Genomic DNA, 24792 nt, shown 5'->3' with positions numbered 1-24792 from the left:
AAGATAACAGCCAAAAAGCTTTAGTTTGTAACATTTTCCCATGTTTAAAAAAATATTGAATTGGCACCTTTATCTTTAATATAATAAAATAGTGAAATATTACTAGATACTAAGGAAAAAAGGAAGGGTCTACAATCATGATTGATACATTTACAACTAGTCCTAAATTTACTGAAATAATGAGCAACATGCAGCTATTTCACCAATCAATACCCGAAGATTCATGTCTAGTAATTTTCGATACCGAGAAAGTTGTAAGTTACTTACCTGGTAATCAAATAGATTTAAAGATTAAAGTGGGAACACCTATTGAAGATTTCAAAGGTACAGTGTCATATAAAGTATTAGAGTGTAAAAAAACGCTTCGTGAATCACGAGGGCCTGAAAAATTTGGCATCCCTTATACCGCTTCAGCCGTTCCGATTATGGAAAACGGAAAGTTGCTTGGTGTTTTTACAAGTGTCATTTCTAATGAAAAAAGTGATGTGTTACAAAAGGGCGCAGAGGAGCTTTCTTCAATGGTGGGGCAAATGCTAACGACAACGGAACAAGTGGCAAAAGCATCCACTGAGGTTTCAGGCGGACTTAAGACCATAAGTTCACAGACGGAAGAATTGAATGGAAATCTCCAAAACATTGATTCCATTCTGAACTTTATACAAGATATTGCCTCGATGGCAAACCTACTTGGCTTAAATGCCGCGATAGAAGCAGCCAGAGCAGGAGAGCATGGAAAAGGATTTTCCGTTGTGGCATCGGAAATTCAAAAAATGGGTGAACAAAGTAAAAACGCGGTAAAAGATATCCAAGAGAAACTTAGCTTGTTAACGAATTCCATCAAACAAATTAATCAGTCGATTCATCAAATTGCCGCATTTACTGGGCAGCATTCCTCGAGCATAGAGGAATTAAATTCCGCATTTGAACATATTTCAACAACCATTGAACAATTTATGAGTGTCGCAACCACGAAATAATAAAAAAAGTTTGGCAGTCAAATGCCAAACTTTTTTATTATATTACGGATTTTCCTTGCTATAAAAACCAATCCCCGTTTAGTCCGTGTCAAGTATACATCTGGAAGTTATTGGTTCCATTCGGTTTGATTGTATCTAATTAAAAGGTTAACGGAAATGATCAACATGTAATCGAAAATCATAAGTATTTCTTATCAATTTTATGTCATTTAATCCTTAAACAGCATCGAGCAGAGAATGGTTGGGATCCGCGAAAGGGAGGCTTGTTTCTCTACAGCTCCAATATTAAAGGCGGTTTTTGGCATTCCATAGACAACGGAGGATGCTTCGTCCTGGCCGATGGTCCTTGCCCCGTTTCTTCTCATAGCTAGTAAGCCTTTTGCTCCATCATACCCCATTCCTGTTAAGATAATCCCAACCGCATGGCGACCTGCTTCTTTAGCAACAGAATCAAATAACACATCCACAGACGGACAATGACCGCTCACTTTCTCCCCAGGGAAACAAGTCACCTTATAGCGGTCGCCTTCTTTCTTGATCTTTAAATGCTTATCACCAGGAGCAATGAGGATTTTCATTGGTTCAATATACTCTCCAGTCTGTGCTTCCTTGACCATAAACGGGGTTGTCTGGTTTAGGCGTTCGGCAAACATTCTTGAAAATCCAGGGGGAATATGCTGAACAACTACCATTCCCGGCATATGGGCCGGAAGAGCTTGTAATAGCTGTGATAGGGCTTCTGTTCCTCCTGTTGAAGCACCGATGGCGATCAGGTGTGCGTGCCCCGTTGTGTTGGATAGGGAAGGGGCATCCTGCTCGTTAGACGGTGTATGGGAGACCACTTTTGCCTTCGCCGCTATTTTAATTTTGTCGATTAATTCATATATGAAGTGTTTAACATCGTCAGGGGAATTGGCATTTGGCTTCCCGATAAACTCGACAGACCATGCGTTCAAAGCGTCAAAAATCATCTCATTTGCGCTGCTCAGGGGATATTGGGGGAGTATAGCTGGTATGATATAGCGCATATTTTACCTCTTCACGATTAATGCATAAATATGTTGTATTTCTGGAGAAAATGATATTTCAAAATAATACTGAAAATAGTAAAAAAGATCTATTTAATAATAAATATGCAACTTTTCTATCTATTCGGTAACTTGGCAACTAAAGCCTAAATACGTATTCTCAAGTGTTTTTGGTAATATTGTATTCCTCTTTATTCACTTTACAGGAATATTATAATAGGAATAATTTCTCGTTTACTACAGGAAAATATCGCCTCATTTTTGTCAGAAGCCCATTTATATGTTAACTTAAATATATCTATGGTTTACATATATTTTAGAAACCAATTATGCTGAAATTGGGTCATACAAAAAAGGAGGAGTAAGATGAGTAAGTGGAGGAAGTTGGCGGAGCGTGTTTTAGATGGATATGAGATTTCGAACGAAGAATCTCTTAGTATTTTACATTCTCCGGATGTTGAGCTGCTAGAGGTTTTACAAGGAGCGTATTTGCTTCGCCGCCATTACTATGGCAATAAGGTAAAACTAAATATGATTATCAATTCAAAATCAGGCTTATGTCCTGAGAATTGTGGTTATTGTGCTCAATCCAGCATCTCAACAGCTCCGATTCAGAAGTATCGAATGGTAGATAAAGAAACGATCCTGAAGGGAGCAGAACAAGCCGCACAGCTTCAAGTGGGTACATACTGCATTGTTGCCAGCGGCCGGGGGCCGAGTAATCACGAAGTGGAACAAGTCGTGTCAGCTGTAAAGGAAATTAAAGAAAAATATCACTTGAAAATCTGTGCCTGCCTGGGGATTCTAAAACCAGAACAGGCTGTAAAACTGAAGGAAGCAGGAGTAGACCGATATAATCATAACCTCAACACATCAGAAAACCACCATGAGTTCATCACCACCTCTCACAGCTACCAAGATCGGGTCAACACTGTACAGCTCATTAAAGAAACAGGAATCTCTCCTTGCTCCGGCATCATAGTTGGGATGAAGGAAACGATGCAGGATGTCGTCGATATGGCCTTTCATTTAAAAGCACTTGATGCGGATTCCATTCCTGTCAATTTTCTGCATGCAGTTGACGGAACTCCGCTTGAAGGAACAAATGAACTTAATCCAAGGTATTGCTTAAAGGTACTTGCCCTGATGCGCTATGTGAACCCGACGAAGGAGATCCGGATTTCCGGGGGCCGGGAAGTCAATTTGCGGAGTCTGCAGCCGCTTGGATTATATGCGGCCAATTCGATATTTGTAGGTGATTACTTAACCACTGCCGGCCAAGAAAGTACTGCTGACCACCAAATGCTGTCTGACTTGGGCTTTGAAGTGGATTTTGTAAAGGAATCCGTTCCATTTAATTAGATAAAGAGAAGTCCTGAGGAATTCCTCAGGACTTTTTTTGTAAAAACTAAGAAAAAAGTCCTTAACTTTATATTGGTTTTACCGATAACCTTATTAATTAGTTTTAGCTTAGGTTATTAATCATGATGATAAAGGAGACTGGAATAGTGTTTTCAAAAACCAGAAAATTAAAACAACAACCTAGCATACTGGAACAAAGCCGCCAAGAATTATCAAAAGTGAAATTAGAATTAAATAATCCTGACATTAGAAGACAGGTTGAAATGATGGGGCTAACGTCTGAGGATCTGGCTGCTATTCGATGCATTTCCCCAATAGTCAAGGAACATGAGGGAGAAGTAACGAAATTCATCTATGATCGTCTCACGAAAAACGAAAATCTTGCCCAAATCCTGAATGACCAAACGGCGGTGGAAAATCACGTCAGCCTTTTTAAAGGTTATCTAATGGACATTTTAGATGGACAAATTGACGAAAATTACGTGGAAAAGCGGAAAAAAATAGCGCAAATACACGCAGAAAGTGGTTTATCAGTACCTTGGTTTATTGCTTCTAACCAAGTCGTGCAAAATGGACTGCTTGAAGTTCTTTCCCAAAAAGTGACGGACGCAACGGATGCTTTTGCCATTGTTTCAGCAGTCAATAAGCTTTTTAGCTTTGAAATGATGCTTGTTTTAGGGGCATATGAAGCAGAAAGCAAGCGATTAGTGGAAGAGAGCTTCCGATTTAGGAATGAAATGAATCATACGGTCAGTGCGACTGCTGAAGAATTAGATGATTTAGTAGGCCAAACTAATCAATCGATTCAGCATATCATTAATCAAACCCATGAAGTGGCCATTCATTCTAAGGATGGAACAAAGCTTTCTCTAGAAGCCAAACAAAAAGCCGAAGAAGGGAAAGCGCAAATGGGATCCCTTCAAGAAAATACAACACAAATTGAAAAAGGAACGGATGCCATCTCTGCAGAGTTGCAGAATCTGGATGGCCACTTTGCCCAAATAAAAGACATTATCCAAATTGTCGAAGATATCGCCAATCAAACCAATTTGCTTGCCTTGAATGCTTCCATTGAAGCAGCACGTGCGGGCGAATCCGGCAAGGGTTTTGCTGTTGTGGCTAGCGAAGTTCAGAAACTGGCTGAACGAACAAAAACGTCTGCATCAGACATAAAAGATTTAATTCAAGAAACTACTGGACAAATGGATCACTTGGTTCATTCCATGGAAAATGTGAAACATTTAGTGCTGGCAGGTAATCAAATTAGCTCCCGGACAAGTGCTTCATTTGAATTGATTTTAGGTTCTATGACCCAAACACAAGCGAAAAATCATCAAATTGAAGAAGAATTATCCTCGCTGAACAGAAATGTTCAACAAATCAATGATGCCTCTAACGGGGTTGTTCAATTAATGAACGAATTAAAATCATTAAGTGCAAATCTTTAATAATCATAACTCGCCGCTTGGTGCTGTTGGCAATTTGTCGACAGTACCAAGCGGCGTTTTTTATTCAGCAGGATTTATAAAGTTTCTGATTCCCAAAAAACGGAAATTTATTTGGATAATTACTGGTAATATACCACAATGACTGTACTTACTAGTGTCCTATGATATAATTTTACTAGATTGTAAAAAGGCTAACAGGAGTTGGAGAAATGATAACCAGCTTAAAACAACTTTTTAATGAGAGTGCTTCTGAGCTCAAAAAGTTAAATAAACTCATAAATCAAGTGAATCAATTAGAAGAAAAATATGCAGGCTATACAGATGAACAGCTGAAAGACATGACGTTTGTTTTTAAAGAAAAGATTCAAAATGGCTCGAAGCTGGACGATATAAAAATAGATGCGTTTGCGGTCGTGAGAGAAGCGGCTAAAAGAGTCTTAGGACTAAGACATTATGATGTTCAATTAATTGGCGGCTATGTCCTATTTGATGGTTCCATTGCACAAATGAATACGGGAGAAGGGAAAACACTAGTTGCGACCCTTGCCAGTTATCTGGGCGCTCTTGAAGGCAAGGGCGTTCATGTTGTGACAGCCAATGAATACCTGGCACGTCGAGATAAGGAACAGATGGGACAAGTCCATGAATTTCTTGGTCTAACTGTCGGCTTGAATATCTCGCAAATGGAGACGGAGGACAAAAGATTTGCCTATCAGGCAGATATTACGTACGGAACGGGCACAGAGTTTGGCTTTGATTACTTGCGCGACAACATGGTTAAGACCAAAGAAGAAAAGGTGCAAAGACCGCTGAACTTTGCGATTGTCGATGAAATTGACAGCATCCTGATTGATGAAGCGAGAACCCCATTGATTATTGCCAATAAATCAAGCCAAGGGGCTGAGCTTTATCAAATTCTTGCCGTCGTCATGGGTGATCTTCAGGAAGATGCGGACTATAAGATTAATGCCGAGACGAGAGAAGTTTATTTAACTGATGAAGGCGCAGTGAAGATTGAAGATACGTTTGGAATCGATAATCTTTATGATGCGGAACATCAAGTGTTACTTCATATGGTTACCCAGGCGCTTCGGGCTCATGCGGTAATGAAACTCGATGTGGATTACATTATCAAGGATGGCAAGGTTGCTCTGATCGATAAGTTTACCGGCCGGGTTATGGAAGGAAGATCCTTTACAGACGGTCTTCACCAGGCGATTGAAGCGAAGGAAGGGTTAGAGATTACAGAAGAAAATGAAACCTTCGCTACGATTACCGTGCAAAACTACTTTATGATGTACAACAAATTATCGGGAATGACAGGCAGTGCTATGCCTTCAAAACAGGAATTTTACGAAACCTACAATTTAAAGGTCGTTCAAATTCCTACGAATAGACCTGTCATCCGAGAGGATATGCCTGATCTTGTTTATCAAACATTTGAAGCTAAGGTGCAAAAAATCGTAGAAGATGTTAAAACGATGCATCAAATGGGCCGCCCTGTTTTAATTGGAACCACCTCCATTGAACAGTCGGAAAAACTATCCGTCTATTTGAAAAAGGAAAACATTAAGCACCAGATTTTAAATGCCAAAACTGAAGAAGATGAAGCCAAGATGATTTCCCTTGCCGGTCAAAAAGGCCAGGTCATGATTGCCACCAATATGGCAGGGCGCGGAACCGACATTATGCTCAGCGAAGACGTTAAAGAACTTGGCGGCTTGCATATTATCGGAACGGAACGCCATGAAAGCAACCGTATTGATATGCAGCTTCGCGGACGTGCAGGAAGACAAGGTGATCCGGGCTCTTCTCAATTCATCATTTCCCTGGAAGATGATTTGTTCATCTATTTTGATGATGAGGAAAGAGATCGTTATAAGAAAAAAGTAAAAGCAGATGACAATGGGCTGATTCTCTCCCCAGATCCAGCTGCCTTTACGAAAAAAGTTCAGGAAACAGTCGAAAACATGCATCACTCTGCAAGGACACATCTATTGAAATTAGAAAGCGTTGTGGACAGGCAAAGTAAAGTCATGTACTCGATGAGAGACAAACTCTTAGAGTTGAGTTCGAAGGATATCATTCAAGAGGCTCTGAATTATATGGATGCCTATGTGCGTCAAGTCATTGACAATTATATGGAACAAACAGATCCAGTGGTGTTGATGGAAGGTCTTGCACCCGTTTTCCCAGCACTAGAATGGGATGTAAGTGATCTGGAGGATTTTGAAAAAGAAGAAGTAGAACAACGAGTGCATACGGAGTATGAACAATTAAAGAACATGATTCTCTCTATAGAAGATGAAGAGTGGTTGGCGCAGCAATTAAAGGGTGTTATGCTTTACCAAGTTGACACCAATTGGATCAAGCATCTAGACAGAATGACCCATTTGAAGGATGGCATCGGTCTAAGGGGCTATGGTCAGGAGGATCCTTACCGCCACTTTGAGTTCGAAGGACTAGAGGAATTTAAGTATTTATTATATACGATCCATTCAGGAGTAACGTTAAGACTGATGGAAATCATCAAGACTCAATTCGTAATGGATGAAGATCTTGAACAGGGGGGTGAATAGTTTGGCACTTTTCCGCAGAAAGCAAGTAGAAGACCAATCCGTCGAAGAGACAGTTAAGCAAGAGGAAGCTGTATCTCCGACAGATGGTTTGTTGGAGACGAAAATCCATTTTTCAGAACACTGGGAAATGGCACTGAAGGAACGGTATATTTATCAATACCATCATCGGAAACTTGCGAAAATAAAAGAGGGTCAATTATCGATTGCCGGAATTGGTTTCTATGAAGTTAATGGAGAAATTGCTGTTGAAGCATTGATCCAGAATGCTGTTTCACGCCCAATAACGATCCATGCTGTAGATCTTTTGTTAATGGATGAGGAGGGGAACCTGGCGGCAAGAAAAAGATTTTCATTGGAGCACCTTGGTGAACTGCCAGCGTTTACGACGACCCCTTGGAGATTTTTATTCTTTGCAGAGGACCGAGTAACCGATGCACCGGTCTCCAACCAGTGGAAAATTATGTTTGAGTTAAATACAGCATCCAACAACGAAACCCTTGACCTTGAGCTAGGCTGGGAAGAAAGGTTGTCAGGAGAGAAAAGACTGCAAATGGAAAGTATGTTAGCCAGACTGCCTAAATTAGGGGCTAATGAAGTTAATATTGCGGGTGTGGAAGTGAAGTTTTTAGATAATCAATCACTTGAGGCTGTTCTATTAATTCGCAATGGTACATCCCAAGAGCTGCAATTAAAGCAATTACCTTTAGTTGTGGAAGATGCTGCTGGGGATATCGTCTGCAAAGGGACGTTTGAACTGCCGCCGCTGCTCATAAAGCCACAGAGTGCAAAGCCGTGGGCGTTTGTCTTCCCTGCTAGTCTTATTGCGAAGCAGGACCCGGATTTTAGTACATGGCGAGTAGCTGTAGCCCAAAATTAAAAGCAGTAAGTAAAAAGCCGTTGATCATTTTGATCTACGGCTTTTTTGAGTCTAGCTGGAAAGAGATCCTCTGACTAAGAAAAATCAGGCCAATTCTTCTGGAAAAGATCGCCTTCAATTTTCTCTAAGGTACGATACCTAAAAGGTGTCAGTTCTGATTCTTCTTTCTGTAAAAAGTCTTTGGCAATTTCAAACGGGATTAGTATGTATTCCTCATCTTGTTCAGCAATTAAATAAGCACCGATAATCTTCCTGCCACTGTCTTTATCGAGTGATAAAAAAGCAGGATAGTATGTTTGATCGGCTGCCAGCAAAACAGCCTTGGCTGTAACGGTGCCATCTTCCTCTACTTCGACCGATTCATTGCTGATCTTCTCTAATGTTTTAACAGCCCATCCAGGCTTTTTATAGCCTCCGATAATTTTAGGAGGATGAGCGCTTAATTGAGTAAGTACTTCACTTGAATTTTCTGCATTATTCATGTATCCATTTTCCTCCAGGAAATAACAGTTCAAATAATTATTTATATTCTTCACAAAATTAGATTATCATATTCATTTAGTCTAGACAAATGTAAGTGCTTTAACGCACCACACTGAGCCTACAGTGTGAAGAATAATATTGGTGAAAGCAAACTTAAATTGAAAAAGAGATCAAGATTAGAATCATTGTCGAAAATGTGTGTCGAAAGATGCAAAGATTAACTGCGCATAGTAATAATAGATAATAGTGGGAGTCAAGTTGCCATTATACTAGAAAAGCAGTGCTAAACAAAATGGAATAGTGATAATATCATAGTTTTGTAACCCTAAAAGTAAAATAGTTGAAATAAATCCCATTTTATGATTCAATATATGTGCAGTACGGATAAAATTACCAACGCATAATCTTGGCTAACTATGTAAAAATAGCTGGATTTTACTAGGAATTTGTATTATCATAGTCATTGAGGTTGGCAATGGTAGTCAACCCAAAATCAACAAAGATAGTTAATTTAATCCTATTAGTACTATTATATTAGTATTAAGTGGACTAAATCCTATATGTTTAATTCAGAATTGTCGGTATACATATGCTATCCACTTTTCTAATTGAACAAGTTTTCTAATTGAAGGGAGAAACCGAAGAAATGAACAAGAAAAAAGCAATCAAAATTGCTACAGCATCTGTGTTAACTGCATCTTCATTCGCAGCTGTAGCGCCATTCACAACTGAAGCTGCTGTTAACGTATCTGCATACGTAACAAAAGCTACTACACAAATGTATGCTGCACAAAACGCATACGTTGGTCCTGTATTAAAAGGCCAAGCAGTATCTGCTGCTACTGTGCAAGCTCAATTAGATCTTGCATCTAAATATTATGCTGACGCAAAAGCTATCGTTGCAAAATACGCTGGCAAATCTGCAAGCTACTACTATAGCAAACTAGCTGCAGCAATGCCTAATTACAATAGCGCTGTTGCGTATGTAAATGCTAAAAAAGCATCTGATGTTGCTAACGCTACTGCTTCAAAATTAGACGCAGCTGTTCAAGCTAAAGATGCTGCTACTGTAAATCAATTAGTAACAACTTTAAATAATCAACTTAGCGATGCTACTGCAAAAATCGTTAAAGTTTCTGGCTCTGCTTCTCAAAGAGTAGTTACTGGAACTCTTGCTTATCCAAAACAAGTTGCAGCACAAGCAGCAGCTTTCGTAGCAGCTAACGCTGACAAAACAGCTCCAGTTCTTAACTACACTGGCGCAACTACAATCAACGTTGACAACGGTGCAGCTTTCACATTACCAACAGTAACTGCTACTGATAACGTAGACAAAAATGTTGCTGTAACTAGTGTAATCAAAGATGCTAACGGTAACGTTCTTAGCTCAATCAACACAACTGTTGAAGGAACTTACACTGTAACTTACAGTGCAAAAGACGCTGCTGGCAATGCTGCTAAAGACGTAACTGTTACTGTAGTAGTTGCAAGTGCAACTCCAGCTGTAACTAGCGTAAGTGCGATTAACGGTAAACAACTTAAAATAACTTTCAACAAACCAGTTAATGCTAATACAGTACTTGATTCAGGAGACGGAACACTTGCTAACGGTGTATTCACAATTACTCCTGCAGATTCATCAGCAAATAATCCATTCGCTTTAGGTAATACAGCTGATAACCTAAAAGCAACATTAAGCACTGATGGAAAAACTTTAACTGTAAATGCTGACACATACTTCAACGGTAACTATGCAGTGTCTGTTACTAAAAACTTGATTTCTACTCAAGATGGTACTGCTACATTTGGTGCATATTCAACATTTATTAATGTGAATGATACAACCCGTCCAACTTTCACAGGTGTAACATATAGCGATATTGGTCACGCTGTACTACACTTCTCTGAGCCAGTTAGAGGCGTAGGTGCTATTAATGTAAGTTTTGCTCGTGCAGATGGTAATGCATTTGCTTCTGGAACTACACTTAATGCGTCAAAAGTTACTCAAAGTGCTACTGACCCAACAGAATATATTGTTGATTTAACAGGTCTTGCATCTGCTGATTTAGGACAAAATATTAACGTTACTGTAACAGGAATTCAAGATGCTGCTGGTAACTTATTAAGTCCTAACCCATTAGTAACAACTTTGAGATATGACAATAGCAATACTGCTAAACCAACGGTAACTAGCATTACACCAACTGGAAGCAATTCATTTGATGTTAGATTCTCTACTGCTTTATATCAAGCTCCAACAACTGTAACTGTTGGTAGTCTAACAGGTACTCCAGTAGTTGATAAAAACGATTCTACTTTATATCATGTAACTACTGCTTCTGCAATACCAACTGGTTTAAACAACGTTACAATTTCAGGTTTCGAAGGATTAAACTTTGTTACTGGTGATTCAGTTACTCAAGTTGTTAACTTTAGTTCTACTGTAAGTAATTTGGATGTAGTTTCTTCTGCAGTTCAAAAAATTAACGGTGTTGAGTATCTAGTATTAACTTATAACAAAAATGTAACGGTTGGTGCGTTTGGAACTCCAACAGGAACATTCTATAATCCAACAACATCTGTTACTACTCCAAATGTAACATATGTAACTGGAAACCCTGCTAATGCTGACAACTTAACTGTAACACCACTTTTAGCTTATGGTGCTACAACAACAAACCAAGTTAAAGTTGCATTATCTAGCTTAACTGCTGGAACGTATACAATTAACTTACCAGCTGGCTTTGTAACAGATGCTTACGGTAGCAATAGTGTTGCATCTTCAACTATTACTTTTACACGTACATCTGATTCTTCTACAGTTGCACCTACTGTAACTAATGTACTACAAAGCGCAACATCTAACGATAAAGTAGATGTAACCTTTAATCAAAATGTAGATGTAGCATCAGCATTGAATACTTCAAACTATTCAATTGAGGGTTCTACAATTACTGGAGCAATTTTAACTGCAAATGGTTCTGGAACTGCTACAGTTGAATTAACACTTGCTAGCGGCTCTAACACATATAATGGTTCACATTATGTTACTATTAATGGAGTTAAAAATTCTTCTGGTGTAGCTATGAACTCATATAGCGGTCCTGTTACATTAAAAGAAAATGTTAAACCAACAGTAACAGCAGCAAAATTAGCAACTACTACAAGCATTACATTAACTTTCAGCAAAGCTGTTTCAACTACTGTTGCTAATGACTTTGATGTATATGTTGGTGGAGTTCAGTTAACAAGTGGTGTAACTACAACTACAGCTTCTGGAGTTACTACATTAACTGTTAATGTTCCTGCTTTAACTGCTGCTCAAGTAGCTTCAGGAATTGTTGTAAAACCTGATTCAGCAATCAACGTAACTGATGCTGACGGAAATGCATTAAACTTCTCTTCAATTACAGTTCAATAATAAGTAATTGATATTTAGTTGACAGTTCTGCAGAGAGAAATCTCTCTGTGGAACATTTCCTAGGGGGGAGAAGGGATGAGTGGAGTAATCCACCTTTCCCCCTTCATACACCTCATAATTGGCTTCGGTTAATTGCATTGCTCCCTTCGTGCATGCATGAATTATGGGGTGTAAAATTGGGAAAGGCAAATACTTCTCCCATTAATGATTGCTAATAAGGCTCTGTAGAGAGAAATCTCTGCAGGGCTTTTTATATTATTTTCCCCAAAACTTCACCGTTTTATAATGTTCTTTTAATGATAAATTCGTGCTTGAATTAATTTTTATAGGGGTATTTGTTAAGAAAATGTTAAGTTTTTTATGTTTCATGCTTTATATTTGACAAATCATATAACTGGTGATTACTAGATGTTGTTTCATTGCTAATAGATTCGTATATAGCTACTTCTTTAAGGGACATTAAGTTGGTGTAAAATTTACCAAGTGCTTTAAATCTTTAACTACAACCCCCAATCCTTCATTTCCTTTTATGAAGGATTTCCACTTATTTTACATCTTGCTTATTTATAATATACCAAATTTTCTGATAATAATAAAGTGATTCTTACAGTGTAATTGTTACCAATATAAGTGGGTTAGATTATTAACCAGGAACCGAATTAAATAGATTAATAAGTATATATTATTTATTTGATAAAGATTATTAATGCCCTAATTCCCTCTTATGGAATTAGGGCTACTTCTATTTGAGGAGGGAAAATATGAATCTACGAAGCAAAAGCAACTGGAGTTGTCTGAGGAAGCACTGCAGGCAAATCAACCAGCCAAACGAGTAAACATTGTCAGCCTAAAGTTAGTCAGGGAGTCAAGCACCTTGTACAAAGGTAGAAGAGTTACATCCCCAGAGGATGCATACAAGCTCGTAAGGGAGTTCCTAGTGGACAGTGATAGGGAACGTTTTGTTGTAGTCTGTTTGGATACGAAAAATCAACCTACAGCCATCAATATCTGCCATGTTGGGAGTGTGAACGCAAGTATCGTGCATCCAAGAGAGGTAATGAAGGCAGCCACCATAAGCAACTCATCATCCATTCTAGTAGCCCATAATCATCCCTCACAAGACCCGACACCAAGCAGGGAAGATTGTGAAGTAACGAAGCGATTAGTTGATGCTGGAAAAATTATTGGCATAGAAGTTCTTGACCATCTTATTGTTTGTGATGAGAAGTTTGTATCACTAAAAGAAAAGGGTTATATCTGATAGGGGGAGAAATGATGATGTATCTTGATTGGTTTGTAGGAACAATGAAAAAGAGATTTCATATCGAATTAAAAAAAGAGGAAGTTAGCTATGAATCTTATGATTTCTTTCATGAGGAACTGGATGACTTGCTCATACCAGCGGAGCATTTAGAAAAGCTTCCTAACCCGCTCCTACTTGAGACACTTTCCTATTATGATGATGAAGGATATGAATGGCTTGCAGGGGTAGTAGTGGATGAATCAACCTTGGAAATTCTGTACGAAGTATGGATAAAGAATGGGGAACAAATTGCTTATGAGCTACACATTAAATAAAAAAAGTATTGGATAGTTATTAGAACTGAGTGAATCGTTTTGCGTAATTTCACGACATTACTTTTTGGATTCTTACGACAAAACTAAATGGACTACTACCAATCGTGGCAAAATGCATGTGCGTGAAGGGAGAATAAAGGTTTTTGGATGGAGAAACACACGACATTATTATATAACTGTCGTGAGCTGGAAGGATGGAACCAAAAAATGAATCAGAAGAAATTGTAAAAGGCTATTGGTGTATAAGTGCATACATCAATAGCCTTTTTTATATTTAGAGGTGAATCAAGCTTGGAACTAAATGAATTTGCAAACTGGCTTTTTACAGAGGGGAAAGCAGCTAAAACAATCGAGTCCTATGTGAATGATGTCAAAGGATTCCAATGTTATTTGCAGGAGAAGCTAAAGGATATTCAAGTATTATCCCGCTTCTCTTTTGTACGATACAAGGAACATTTGTCAAAGGAGCATTATGCCGTTGCAACCATTAACAAGAAAGTTAATAGCCTAAAGGTTTTTAACGATTTTCTAAGAACCAAAGGAGTGGTAAATGAATCTTTTATACACTTAAAGCGAGATAGAATCAAAATAGCTGCTGGAAGTGAGGGAATAGTCGATGCACTGTCGGAGGAACAGGTGGACAAACTTCTTTTCTACGTGGAGAATCGCAACAAAGTCAGCACGAGGAACAAGCTGATTGTGTATTTGCTTCTGTATACGGGGGTGAGAGTGAGCGAACTGGTCAACATCCAAATCCAAGATATTGATTTTCTGACCAATCACCTCGCTGTTATCGGAAAAGGCGGAAAGAGACGTGAAATCGGGCTTCGGCAGGATTGCCTACAATTAGTACGTCAGTACATGCAGGAAGAGCGTTTCGAGTCTGTTTTCCACCATAGCGGCTATCTTTTAGTGAGCCAACGTGCAGAAAGAATGCATAGGGATGCGGTGAGGGATTGGCTGGCAAAGATTTCGAAGGAGTTGGGGTTTAGGTTGCATCCCCATCTATTTCGCCACACATTCTGTACAAGATTGCTCAAAAAGGGCGTAGACTTAACGACCGTAAGTAAGTTGGCGGGACATGCCACGGTCAATATGACTGCAAGGTTCTATATTCAGACGACAAGAGAAGAAAAGATGGATGCAGTGAACAAACTGTAATCCATCTTTTTCCCATTTTATTAAGAAGGAGGAATGCTAAATGCTACCAACATTGATTGCTGAACTTGTAAAAGTGATAGTAGAAGAATTGATGAAAAAACGAGTTTAGATATTGCTTATCGTATTACGGAATTCGTCCGTTTCTGCATCCTTGTTAATTAATATGACTAAGCTGTCCACTCCAATGGTTACGTCTAGAATGATATCAGGGAAGGCTTCTTGAAGGTGGAAGGCATAAAGAGATGCCTTTCCCTTCTCTACTTTCATGTAATGAAAGTTTATATTTTTATAGTAGTTTGTTGAATTTTCCTTTAATAGTTTTTGTAACTCATTCCGATGCATTTCTTGCCGAGTTTCGGTTGTAATGCAGTAGATATCATCCTCATCCTTAATGATTTTCAGCTCTTTAATATCACGACTAACTGTACCTTGAACTGTTGTAAATCCTCGCTTGACAAGTTCATCTACTATTTCTTCTTGCTTTTCGTATTTCCCTGATTGAATTATTTCAAGTATGGCTTTTTGCCTCATTTTCTTTACAGATAATTCCTGCTGATTATTATTAATCATCTTATTACCACCTATATTTTTCAATTTATTCAAAATGTACCCAGATTTATTTTTTTAGCTTGTATTCATGCTTCCCTTCGTACAGGCTTAGTTACTAAGTCTTCCAGCAGAATATTCGTATACAATGGTTAACCAATTGTTGCTGTCTGAAGCATGTGATTTATTAAATATTATTCTGCATATTTTTATATATGGTAAATACAGTATAACACAAACGTTGATATAAAGGCAAAGTAATTGTTGATATATGCATAAAAATGTATTAAATTATAAAAGCAAACCAAATTAGTAACAAAGGAGAAGAACAGGATGCATAACAAGAACGAAACAAAAAAGATGTACGAACTTACTCGAATGTTGGAAGTACCAAAAAGTCAAAGAAGACTAAGTTATAAAACGCTCGAGGAAATGGGATTAATTGAAAAACGAAGAAATGTGAAAAATATGAGTGAATATCATTATTTGCTCAACGAGTCCCAACGTAAATTCAAAAGAGGGAAGAATATTCATCCATTCTGGATAGAAGGATATGCATTGAATATTGCCCCAATTCATAGTGAAGAAAACTTCCATTTAATTGAATTTTCCCTTGAAAATGGGGACTTCCTTACCTTTCCGTTTGCTTTAGAAAAGGGAATGGATGAGAACTATCTAAAGTTCTTATCAGTCATAGGGGTACAGCCGCTTGAAAAAATGGTTCCAGAAGACGTTTTGATAAAAAGATTTGGATTACTTGTTACCTCACAAGTAGTAGATGGCGAAATCTCGTACGATTTACACGACATATGCAGACTGGAAGAGTTGGCTAAAATTCGTATGACGATGAGATTTTCCGAAAAAGTCTTATCTGGAGGTGCATTATAATGAGTAAAATGGTGGTACCAAATTTGGATGAGTTCGTTGCATCTACGTGTACGGACACAACTCGAACAACTGGAGCTGGTGGGCTGTCCATTGTCTATTCTAATAATGGGAAACGTTTGACCTTGAGTTCGGCAATCCTAAATGAATTATCACACCAAGATTCCGTTCAGATAGCTTATACGGATGATTATATTGCGATTGCCAACTATTTGGGGGAAGCACACACAAATTATTCCCTTAGCAAAAATAAAAACAGTGGTGTCATTTATAACACTGCCCTAGTTAATGAGATAGTGCATCGTTTCGATTTAGACTATTCAGACCGCACATCCATTACTTTCCCAGTAATATCTGTCCAAGAAAGTGATAGTGGCAATGTGGTATTTATAGGTGTTCAATATTCGTAATATTCCTAATGTTATGATAAAAAATCCAGAATACTGAGGATGATAGATTCCAGTATTCTGGGATTAAAAGATTAGTATTAGAAAGGAAGATGTGTCGTGTTGGGTGATATTAAAACGATTAATGGTAAAGATGTTATGTATTATTTTAAAGCTCCTTTTGGTGGATACCTGAACAGGGAGGGATACATTCCAGTCCATGTGTGTTGCATCGATACTAGTAATAGAGACAAAGGGTATATAACAACGTATTTTCTCGACTTGGATAAGAAAGTAGTATTCAAGTCAAACCTTTTGACAAAACCTTTGAGCAATCCTGATGAAGAACTACCCCTAGAGAAGTTAATCAAGCTTGCATTTCATAAAGATTTAGAAGATGAAGCAACATGCTATGAGGTAGGATTTGACGAACTATTAGAGTTTGAATGTCAAATTCTTGTAGTGAAAGATGGTAGTTATTACAACATTAAGGATGTTTATCCGAAAGATGCGGAACTTGGTGAATATGTATCACGGGAAGAGCAAATAAAAAGCCGAATTCCTAAAGTGATTTTTGGTAATAAATAACAACTTAAAGATAAAAAAAGGGGCAAAGCAGTCATGGCAAAAACTAAAAAAACAAAAATTATCTCGATTGATACCGAAGGATTATTTGCAGGGAAAACATACGAATTTCGTGAGTATTCCCTCCGCCAAGACGGATTGTATATAAGTAAAATTGATAAAAAAACAGAAGAAGTAATTACCTTCAAGGTTTGTGACCCATTATTTGTTAAAAAGACAATCCAAAACCTTGATAATAAAAATGTTTACATTATTTTGTGCTATTGGTTTAAGGGCAAATTTCATGAAATTGAGATAGGGAAAGAACAGTTAGCACCAAATGAGCTTATTAAATTAGGAGGTAAGGGTGTAGATATTTCCTACGAGAATCAAAGATTAGTCTCTGCCTTCCTAAATGAGCAGCTAAAATATGCTCCCCATCAAGAGACTTACCGAGAAGTTGGTTGGCACGAAAATGAGGATGGTGTTTTGGTATTTCGACATCATCAGGAATTACCCCAAACAGAAAATCATAATGCCTGTAATGATACTGTAGGGAGTTCCTACGATTTAGAACCCAAAGGGTCATTAGATGAGTGGAAAAGGCTAGTCTTTACAGAGATTTTGCCACAATTGTCACTACAATTCTTGCTTTGTATTGGATTTTCAGCTCCTTTAGTTGGCTACCTTTCGAGAATATATAATTTTGTTGATAATCTTTTTATTCATTTAGTCGGAGACAGTACGAAAGGCAAAACAAGTTCTGCAATGGTTGTCGTATCACCTTTTGGTAAACCTGCCGATAAGTATAAGGGACTTATCAAAACCTGGAATGGAACCATTAATGCCAATATCAAAAAGATGGCAGGTAATTTCGGGATACCTATTGTTTTAGACGAGTTATCCATGAGTACTTCCACTTCTATGACCGAAGCGGTTTATGTAATAAACAATGGACAAGAAAAATCACGGCTAAATGATGAAATGAAGCAGAGAGAGCAAGGCACATGGGCTACAACCATTGTTTCCACAGGGGAACAGTCAATCTTTGAACGAACGAATCAAAATGTAGGATTAACCGTCCGTTTATTTGAGTATAAGGGTATTAAATGGACAGCATCTGCGAAAAACGCAGATGATATCCGTAATGTTTTACAAGATAATTACGGTTATGCTGGACAGGCATTTATTGACTATATATTTAAACAAGGCTTATCTATCATGGAGGATAAATGGCAGTATTGGAAGGAACGGTGCATGGATGCATTGCCTGACAGCCCGTTTCGTGCCAGAATCGCAACGAAGTATGCCATCATTCTTGCTGCTGGTGATATAGCGAATGAAGCCTTAAGTCTAATGCTTGACCTAGAGGGCATATTGGCTTTCATTGTAAAAGATGAAGAAGGGAAGCTATTTTCTAGGGATATTGGTGCAAAAGGACTGAATTATATTACTCAGCAAGTCATCCAACATCATGCAAACTTTCGAAAAGAAGGGGATTACTATAGTCCGATGAATTGTTGGGGGAAAATGTTCATTCACACTGATTATGTGGAAGTTGCTTTTCTCAAGAGTGTGCTGGAACAACAATTGCGCTTAGGGGAGTTCGATGACCCTAAAGTGGTCATACGTGACTGGAAAGAGAAAGGCTGGTTGGTTACTGAAGGGGACAGAACAACCAAGCGCACCAAGATTTTTGATGATACAGAACAAGATAAGCGTAAGCAAATACTTGGTGATAAGGGTGTTCCGCAAAAGAAACAGGATACCACCTATAATATCAAAATACCATTATCCTCTTTGGATGGACTTATTTGTCAGCAAGCCCATCCATTACAGGTAGCCGAAGATGCAAGCAACTTATCATTCTAACAAACTTGGCAAAGGACAATCCCTTTGCCTTTCTAATACCACCAAAGGGAGAGAATCATAATGAAACCAAACAACACACCAAGCCTATTAATCAATCAAGCTATTGTTGAGTTCAAGGAATGGATTGCCAATAGGGGATTAAGTAAAGAAACCCTAAGGGGATATGATATGGACACCCGTCAATTTAGCCGCTGGTTAACTGCTAAAGCGAATAGTCCTGTTATTCTGGATGAAATTACGTTGCCTCATATTGAAGATTTTGTCAGCTACTTAATCAATGAAAAAGAAATAAAACCAAGTTCGGTGAATCGAAAAATTAATGCATTGTCGACATTTTTCCAATGTATGAAGAAAAAGAAATACATCACGGATAATCCAATGGAAGATTTCCAACGGATGAAAGTACCAGAATCAGAACGGATTTATTTGAGCAAGGAAGAAGTAGAAGCCATCATCCAAGCGATTGACCATCCTGTTATCCATTATTTTGCGATGACTATGGCTTATTCAGGACTTCGGATAAATGAGTGTATTCATCTCACATTGAATGACGTTAACTTCGAAGATAATTTAATTCAAGTCATCAATGGTAAGGGTGGTAAGAATCGAACCATTCCAATGAATAAGCATTTGAAAATACAATTAGAAAAATACTTGAATTGCCATAGACCTGATACTGACTCTCTCTTTTTCTTTGCCCTAAAGAAAACGGGAACGGTCAGCACACAATATGTCAATCGTGAGCTAAAAGAAGCATGTGAGAAGGCAGGCATAAAAAAGCACGTCACAAGCCACATTCTCAGACACTCCTTTGCTAGCTATCTCGTCAAAAAAGACACCCATGTGGCAGTCATCCAACGATTATTAGGACATGCCAGTGTCAAGACCACATCCGTATACTTGCATGTGCAACAAGATGACCTGCAAGCGGCAGTAAACCAAATTGACTTCTAAGGAGCGTGAATCAGTATGACAACTTTTGACCCATCCGTATATAATGACCCAAAAATCAGCGAAACCTTGTCCATGTTGGAGCGAGGTATAAGCAAAGAAGAAATTACCGAGCATTTTGGCAATAAGAATTGGAAAACGATTGATATCTATTTTAGGCGAAAAGGATTTCGTTGGAACGGACACACGTTTGTGCCTTTTGAGCAAAAGACAACATCCGCTGTGGAGGAAGCACGATTCATCCATACCAAAGCAGCACAAATTGTCCGTCAGCTTTCGCAAAGCATGGCGGATATTCGGCAAGTAGCCACGAGGAATGGATTCCATAGTGTAGAAGAAATGGGCGAATACATGAAGTCCCAAGGGTACGTATGGAATCATGATGCAAATAACTATGAATATGACGAAAACTCAGCACAAAAGCCAGCATCAACTCCTAAAAAGGCAGCTGCTGTATCATCTGCAAGGGCAGAAGGATTTGATTCCTATCAATCCTTACTGGATTACCTTTTAGACAAACAAGAACGATTATATGAGTTGCTGGGTGCTGAGAATAATAGTGGTACGATACCAAGGTACAAATTCAAAGGACAAAAGGCTAATAAAACACTTGGATTACCAACGTCATTGCAGACCCTTCTGAATGATTTTAGTAAAGAATACAATGTGACACAGAGGGACATCATTGAGGTTGCTTTAGCGGAATTCTTCAAAAAGTATGGATATGAAGAGCAACTGAATAGCGTTCTACAAACCTAGCGGGCAGTGGGAAAACACTCCCCGCTTTTTTTCTAGCCCCTGGCAAGTGCAACCGTAGTTCTTAACATCATTTAGCTTTAATAAGGTAGGATTTTATTTTCCTAATTACGTAAATAGAGATTATTGCAGGAAGAAAGGCATGAATAAACGCATATACATTCCAAGAGGTGATGTATATGTTAAATATAATTGAAGATGTAGTTCGTTTTCCTGAAGCTTTGGAAAAAGGGAGGACAATTACTCGTTTTTATCACACTTACCCATATAAGGTTTATCAAGCTAGTTGTGTTCTCAGAGGAATTGACTATGGATTTTCAGATATAGAGGGGATGTTTTTTAGAACAACAATTGACATTGGTAGCGAAATTATATCTCCGTATGAAGTAAAAGTGAACATTACTTTTGGATTCCGCTCAAGAGAATTTGATAAGAGAACAGATGCAACAATAAAATATTCACTTTTTCTGCAACAGACGTATAATCCCTAAGTTAAAGTTCTTCAAAAAGTATGGATATGAAGAGCAACTAAATAGCGTTCTACAAACCTAGCGGGCAGTGGGAAAACACTCCCCGCTTTTTTTCTAGTCTCAGCCAAGGGTTCCCGTTTTTCCCGCTATCCCGTTGAAAAATCTAGTGCCTTATTATATATAAATATGAAAGAGAATGAGTTGTATAGGGATAGTGAGTTAACCGTACTATTGGTTTTGGTGGTTCCCTGCGTTTTTCCAATTTTTCTTATTCAATGAACAAGCCAAGCAAGTGTCTATACTATACTTTTTTTGCGATTTCTTCCCTATTAGGAGCAAGTGGCGGTTGTTCTAGCCATCTATTTTTTACCATCAAATCAAACCATTTTTTTGTAACCATAAGATTTTTTAATATTGTACTTTCATAAGCGGCAACAAGGTCTGTTCGCATGGAGGATGCTAAACCTGCTCCATGATAGTTTTGTGCAGCCTGAAATAAAAATCCCATATGATATAACATTAACTTATCGGAAAAAGGAGAATCTGTTGAGGTTGTTACTTCTGTTTCCCAAGATTTCGGAACTGGTAAGTTATCTGCTTGCATTATTTTTGCAAATGTTTTTATTTGACCATCAGCCGTTTTCTCTGAATCAGTTAAAAACTTTCTTACTTCATTTGTTTGAGCAACTTGACTGAATGCGATAGAAAGAGTTTTAGCCATTATACTTTTTTTTAGGTTGAAAGAAATACTAATGATTTCTGTCGCTGCTAGTTTTCTCCCCTTTCCGAACAATCCATCTGCGAAATCTTGGCTGGAAACATATTCAGGGCTTTTTGCTGGATAAAATAATGGGTCTCTTTGGAAATTTCCCTTTTCAAGCAATAATTCAATCGTTAGATGATACATCCTTTTCGCATCGTTATCGCAGGAATCGTAAAAATCCCTTAAGTCCTTCCTAACAGAAACACCTAATGCAGTGCTATGTCCCAGCAAACCATGTAATGTCATGATATGTAGATAATTCAGGCAAAAAATATCAGTAAACAATCTCGGTTTTCCTTTAAAAAGGTCAGATTCAGTAAATCCAATTGGAACTGGAAACCCTTCATTTGACATAAATGTTGTTATTTGTTGCTTTTGCTTTTCGAACGTCTTAAGAGCATCCTCGAAAATGGCTTTAATGGATGCATCCTCAATAATTGAGACCATGTATCGATTGACCACATCTGTCATGGTTCCATTTACATATTCTCCCCACAATGTTCCTATTTCGGAAGATGTAAGTCTTAATTTATTCTCATCCATATTCTCACCTCATGGATATTATTTACCAATTAAGCAGTTAATATGATATTTCTATACAATATACTCGAACAATCCGATGCATTTGATTAGGAAGAATATAATGAATATGATTAAAGTTGTAGAAAGGAAAGTTTACAAAAAAAGCAAGCACAATTATGTGCTAGCCTTTTTCAACAACAATGCGTATTAAGGTGATACTTGAGGAATATTCATGCTTAGGTTAAAGAAGATATTCTTAAAAAGGATTTTAATCTGTTGTTTGTATTACTAACTAAGAATGTAATTCTAATAACCAAAATAATTAAGCTTGAAATTATGCTAAAAAGAATATTCAAAGTATATCCCTCCACATTGAAGTTTAGTGTTAAATGATAACACTAAAGTTATTATTTTTCTGTGATAAAATTTTATTCTGTAGGCATCTAAGATGGATATCTAATTATTTTATGGTCAGAGTTAGTGGACAAATAACGCTTGCAATGTTTGTTGGAGATAGCACTTTGTCGCCTATTTTATCTGATAAAATGGAGAAAATTTTTCTCTTCTGGATAGGTAGTGAGCTACTAAATATAGTATTATTTGAATAGGAAATGAATAAGTATATCTCCATTTTGTCGGAACATAAATTTCCAACCAGTGAAAAAATGGTTCAGCAAGGTATGCAGAAAATAATCCAAATAAAATTGCTTTTATGAGTGGATTACCATTAGCTTTTACCTGTAATAAAATCATAACTGATACTGGCATTAAGGTTATATCCCACGGAAAATAAGTAGGTACTATAGGTAGAACATTATATCTATAGTGCCATAGACTAAATTGGTCTCCTAATATATCCAAGGCAAGGGATATGGTCATTACGAAAAAACCAGCATATAAAATACGGTCAGTACTATTCTTCTTACGAAGTACATACCAAATAATCCAAGGAATTACAGATAGTCCTATACTCAACCACCAAAGTCCTGAGAACAATACGTAATCTGACCAGATTTCAATCTTTTTTTGAATTAATTTATGGATTTCTGCTATATTTTCATCAATTAATTTGTTTACTTTTTCTTTATGTCCCATCAATTTACCTCATTATATTTTCATTAACAATAGTTAGAGGTATTATTTGTTTATAATTGTAATTTTATTAGAGAACCTCCAACTTCATTTTCCTTAGATGCAATACAAATAATCCCGTGATACCAAATGCCAGTTAGTGGCATAATAATACATGTTAGGGAACACTAAAATGAGGTGTTGACTATGGAAAGATACATTATCTGCGGGCAGTGGGAAAAAACTTCCCGCATTTTTTCTAGTCTCAGCCAAGGGTTCCCGTTTTTCCCGCAATCCCGACGAAAAAGAGTACCTTATAATATATGATTATAGATGTAGGAATGAGTTGTATAGAGATAGTGAGTTAACCGTACTATTGGTTTTAGTGGAGGATTTGTTGTGGATTATTATTCTTTTTGACGAGTTTCTACTATTATATGTGTGTTTTTTACAATGTTTTATTATTTATTTTTATATCGGGTTTTTCGGGGAAAGCGGGATTTTGATTCACAATCTGTCTTTTTTGGTTTCATCGTTTGCGGTCTACAACGGTTTTGTCGGGACTTTTATTTTTTTCCTCTGCCAGCTTTCACTCATCTTTTCCTAATCTCCCCTACACATCACTCTTTTTTTCCTCGTTTTTTACTAAGCTAGGGAAAGGGAAATTCGCTGGAATCGTTGGTACTATTGGGGTTGTGCTGAGCGAGAAAATGGAAGATTCTGGGGTAGGTTCGTGCGATTAACGGTGCTCAATTACAAGTTACATTCAACAAAGCGATTGACCCATCAACTGTAATTACTCCAACTGTATCAACTAATGCAAATGTTGGAACACTTAATGCTAACGTTATTTCTTTATCACAAGTTGACGGTACTGGAAGTGTATCTTTAGTAGGTGGTACATCTCTTGCTACTTTAAGTGCTGATGGAAAAACTTTAACAATTACTGCTGCTACAGGTGCATTCAACAATGTTAAAGCTGTTGTAACAGTTGCTGATTCTGTTGTTAAAACAGTTGATGGAAAAACTTTCCCTAAATATACATCTGGAGTAATTGCGTTCGCTGATACTACTGCTCCTACAATAACAAGT

The 24792-nt window shown here is 37.7% G+C and carries 22 protein-coding genes; 16 read left to right on the top strand and 6 right to left on the bottom strand.

Features of this window, described 5'->3' with window-relative positions; translation table 11 throughout:
• Nucleotides 1–137 precede the first annotated feature (137 nt).
• Nucleotides 138–977, top strand: a complete 840-nt coding sequence (locus tag HPT25_RS07445; RefSeq protein ID WP_173062135.1) for a methyl-accepting chemotaxis protein — start codon at nt 138–140, stop codon at nt 975–977.
• A gap of 209 nt (nt 978–1186) precedes the next feature.
• Here the strand turns inward: HPT25_RS07445 and HPT25_RS07440 are convergent, their stop codons facing one another.
• Complete coding sequence (locus tag HPT25_RS07440) at nt 1187–1948, bottom strand: CheB methylesterase domain-containing protein (RefSeq protein WP_217269655.1); 762 nt, start codon at nt 1946–1948, stop codon at nt 1187–1189.
• A gap of 423 nt (nt 1949–2371) precedes the next feature.
• On the opposite strand from HPT25_RS07440, the gene bioB reads away from it, so the two are divergent.
• From bioB to HPT25_RS07420, 4 genes are all read left to right on the top strand, one after another.
• Entirely contained in the window at nt 2372–3367 is a 996-nt protein-coding gene (gene bioB / locus HPT25_RS07435; protein ID WP_173062129.1) for a biotin synthase BioB, read from the top strand.
• 146 nt (nt 3368–3513) lie between these two features.
• The gene (locus HPT25_RS07430) at nt 3514–4815 is read left to right on the top strand and encodes a globin-coupled sensor protein (protein ID WP_173062126.1); all 1302 of its coding nucleotides are present in this window, start codon (nt 3514–3516) and stop codon (nt 4813–4815) included.
• A 209-nt stretch (nt 4816–5024) separates the two neighbouring features.
• Entirely contained in the window at nt 5025–7394 is a 2370-nt protein-coding gene (gene secA2, locus HPT25_RS07425) for an accessory Sec system translocase SecA2 (RefSeq protein WP_173062123.1), read from the top strand.
• Nucleotide 7395: 1 nt separating this feature from the next.
• Nucleotides 7396–8271 (top strand): accessory Sec system S-layer assembly protein, encoded by an 876-nt coding sequence (locus HPT25_RS07420; RefSeq protein WP_173062120.1) that lies wholly within the window; start codon nt 7396–7398, stop codon nt 8269–8271.
• A gap of 74 nt (nt 8272–8345) precedes the next feature.
• Here the strand turns inward: HPT25_RS07420 and HPT25_RS07415 are convergent, their stop codons facing one another.
• Nucleotides 8346–8753: a hypothetical protein gene (locus HPT25_RS07415; RefSeq protein ID WP_173062117.1), complete on the bottom strand. Its 408-nt coding sequence runs from the start codon at nt 8751–8753 to the stop codon at nt 8346–8348.
• Nucleotides 8754–9400: 647 nt separating this feature from the next.
• Between HPT25_RS07415 and HPT25_RS07410 the strand changes: the two genes are divergently transcribed.
• From HPT25_RS07410 to HPT25_RS07395, 4 genes are all read left to right on the top strand, one after another.
• Entirely contained in the window at nt 9401–12175 is a 2775-nt protein-coding gene (locus tag HPT25_RS07410) for a beta strand repeat-containing protein (RefSeq protein WP_173062114.1), read from the top strand.
• A gap of 724 nt (nt 12176–12899) precedes the next feature.
• The gene (locus tag HPT25_RS07405; protein WP_173062111.1) at nt 12900–13436 is read left to right on the top strand and encodes a JAB domain-containing protein; all 537 of its coding nucleotides are present in this window, start codon (nt 12900–12902) and stop codon (nt 13434–13436) included.
• A 14-nt stretch (nt 13437–13450) separates the two neighbouring features.
• Nucleotides 13451–13753 (top strand): hypothetical protein, encoded by a 303-nt coding sequence (locus tag HPT25_RS07400; protein WP_173070974.1) that lies wholly within the window; start codon nt 13451–13453, stop codon nt 13751–13753.
• A 291-nt stretch (nt 13754–14044) separates the two neighbouring features.
• Nucleotides 14045–14914, top strand: coding sequence for a tyrosine-type recombinase/integrase (locus HPT25_RS07395; protein ID WP_173062108.1), 870 nt, complete (start codon nt 14045–14047; stop codon nt 14912–14914).
• A 105-nt stretch (nt 14915–15019) separates the two neighbouring features.
• Here the strand turns inward: HPT25_RS07395 and HPT25_RS07390 are convergent, their stop codons facing one another.
• On the bottom strand, nt 15020–15484 hold the full coding sequence (locus HPT25_RS07390; protein ID WP_173062105.1) for an arginine repressor: 465 nt from the start codon (nt 15482–15484) through the stop codon (nt 15020–15022).
• A 309-nt stretch (nt 15485–15793) separates the two neighbouring features.
• Between HPT25_RS07390 and HPT25_RS07385 the strand changes: the two genes are divergently transcribed.
• The 7 genes from HPT25_RS07385 (at nt 15794) to HPT25_RS07355 (ending at nt 21365) form a co-directional block, all read left to right on the top strand.
• Nucleotides 15794–16348 carry a hypothetical protein gene (locus HPT25_RS07385; protein WP_173062102.1) on the top strand — a complete coding sequence of 185 codons (555 nt, stop codon included), beginning with the start codon at nt 15794–15796 and terminating at the stop codon, nt 16346–16348.
• Nucleotides 16348–16755 (top strand): hypothetical protein, encoded by a 408-nt coding sequence (locus HPT25_RS07380; RefSeq protein WP_173062099.1) that lies wholly within the window; start codon nt 16348–16350, stop codon nt 16753–16755. The genes HPT25_RS07385 and HPT25_RS07380 overlap by 1 nt, the downstream gene beginning before the upstream one ends.
• Before the next feature lie 96 nt (nt 16756–16851).
• A complete protein-coding gene (locus HPT25_RS07375) occupies nt 16852–17319 on the top strand; it encodes a hypothetical protein (RefSeq protein ID WP_217269654.1) in 468 nt (155 codons plus the stop codon).
• A 33-nt stretch (nt 17320–17352) separates the two neighbouring features.
• Nucleotides 17353–19167 carry a DUF927 domain-containing protein gene (locus tag HPT25_RS07370; protein WP_173062093.1) on the top strand — a complete coding sequence of 605 codons (1815 nt, stop codon included), beginning with the start codon at nt 17353–17355 and terminating at the stop codon, nt 19165–19167.
• Nucleotides 19168–19227: 60 nt separating this feature from the next.
• On the top strand, nt 19228–20121 hold the full coding sequence (locus tag HPT25_RS07365; RefSeq protein WP_173062090.1) for a tyrosine-type recombinase/integrase: 894 nt from the start codon (nt 19228–19230) through the stop codon (nt 20119–20121).
• A gap of 15 nt (nt 20122–20136) precedes the next feature.
• Nucleotides 20137–20877: a hypothetical protein gene (locus HPT25_RS07360; protein ID WP_173062087.1), complete on the top strand. Its 741-nt coding sequence runs from the start codon at nt 20137–20139 to the stop codon at nt 20875–20877.
• A gap of 176 nt (nt 20878–21053) precedes the next feature.
• Complete coding sequence (locus HPT25_RS07355) at nt 21054–21365, top strand: hypothetical protein (RefSeq protein WP_173062084.1); 312 nt, start codon at nt 21054–21056, stop codon at nt 21363–21365.
• Between the two features lie 280 nt (nt 21366–21645).
• On the opposite strand, the gene HPT25_RS07350 is transcribed toward HPT25_RS07355, so the two are convergent.
• The 3 genes from HPT25_RS07350 to HPT25_RS28290 form a co-directional block, all read right to left on the bottom strand.
• Nucleotides 21646–22650: a DUF3231 family protein gene (locus HPT25_RS07350; RefSeq protein WP_173062081.1), complete on the bottom strand. Its 1005-nt coding sequence runs from the start codon at nt 22648–22650 to the stop codon at nt 21646–21648.
• 507 nt (nt 22651–23157) lie between these two features.
• Entirely contained in the window at nt 23158–23724 is a 567-nt protein-coding gene (locus HPT25_RS07345; RefSeq protein WP_173062078.1) for a CBO0543 family protein, read from the bottom strand.
• Between the two features lie 725 nt (nt 23725–24449).
• Complete coding sequence (locus tag HPT25_RS28290) at nt 24450–24668, bottom strand: hypothetical protein (RefSeq protein ID WP_217269653.1); 219 nt, start codon at nt 24666–24668, stop codon at nt 24450–24452.
• Nucleotides 24669–24792: the final 124 nt, after the last annotated feature.

Origin of the sequence: Neobacillus endophyticus (genome assembly GCF_013248975.1) — a bacterium.
Classification (GTDB): domain Bacteria; phylum Bacillota; class Bacilli; order Bacillales; family Cytobacillaceae; genus Neobacillus; species Neobacillus endophyticus.
Note: the sequence above shows the minus strand (reverse complement) of the source record. Positions and strands in the feature narration are given on the sequence as shown.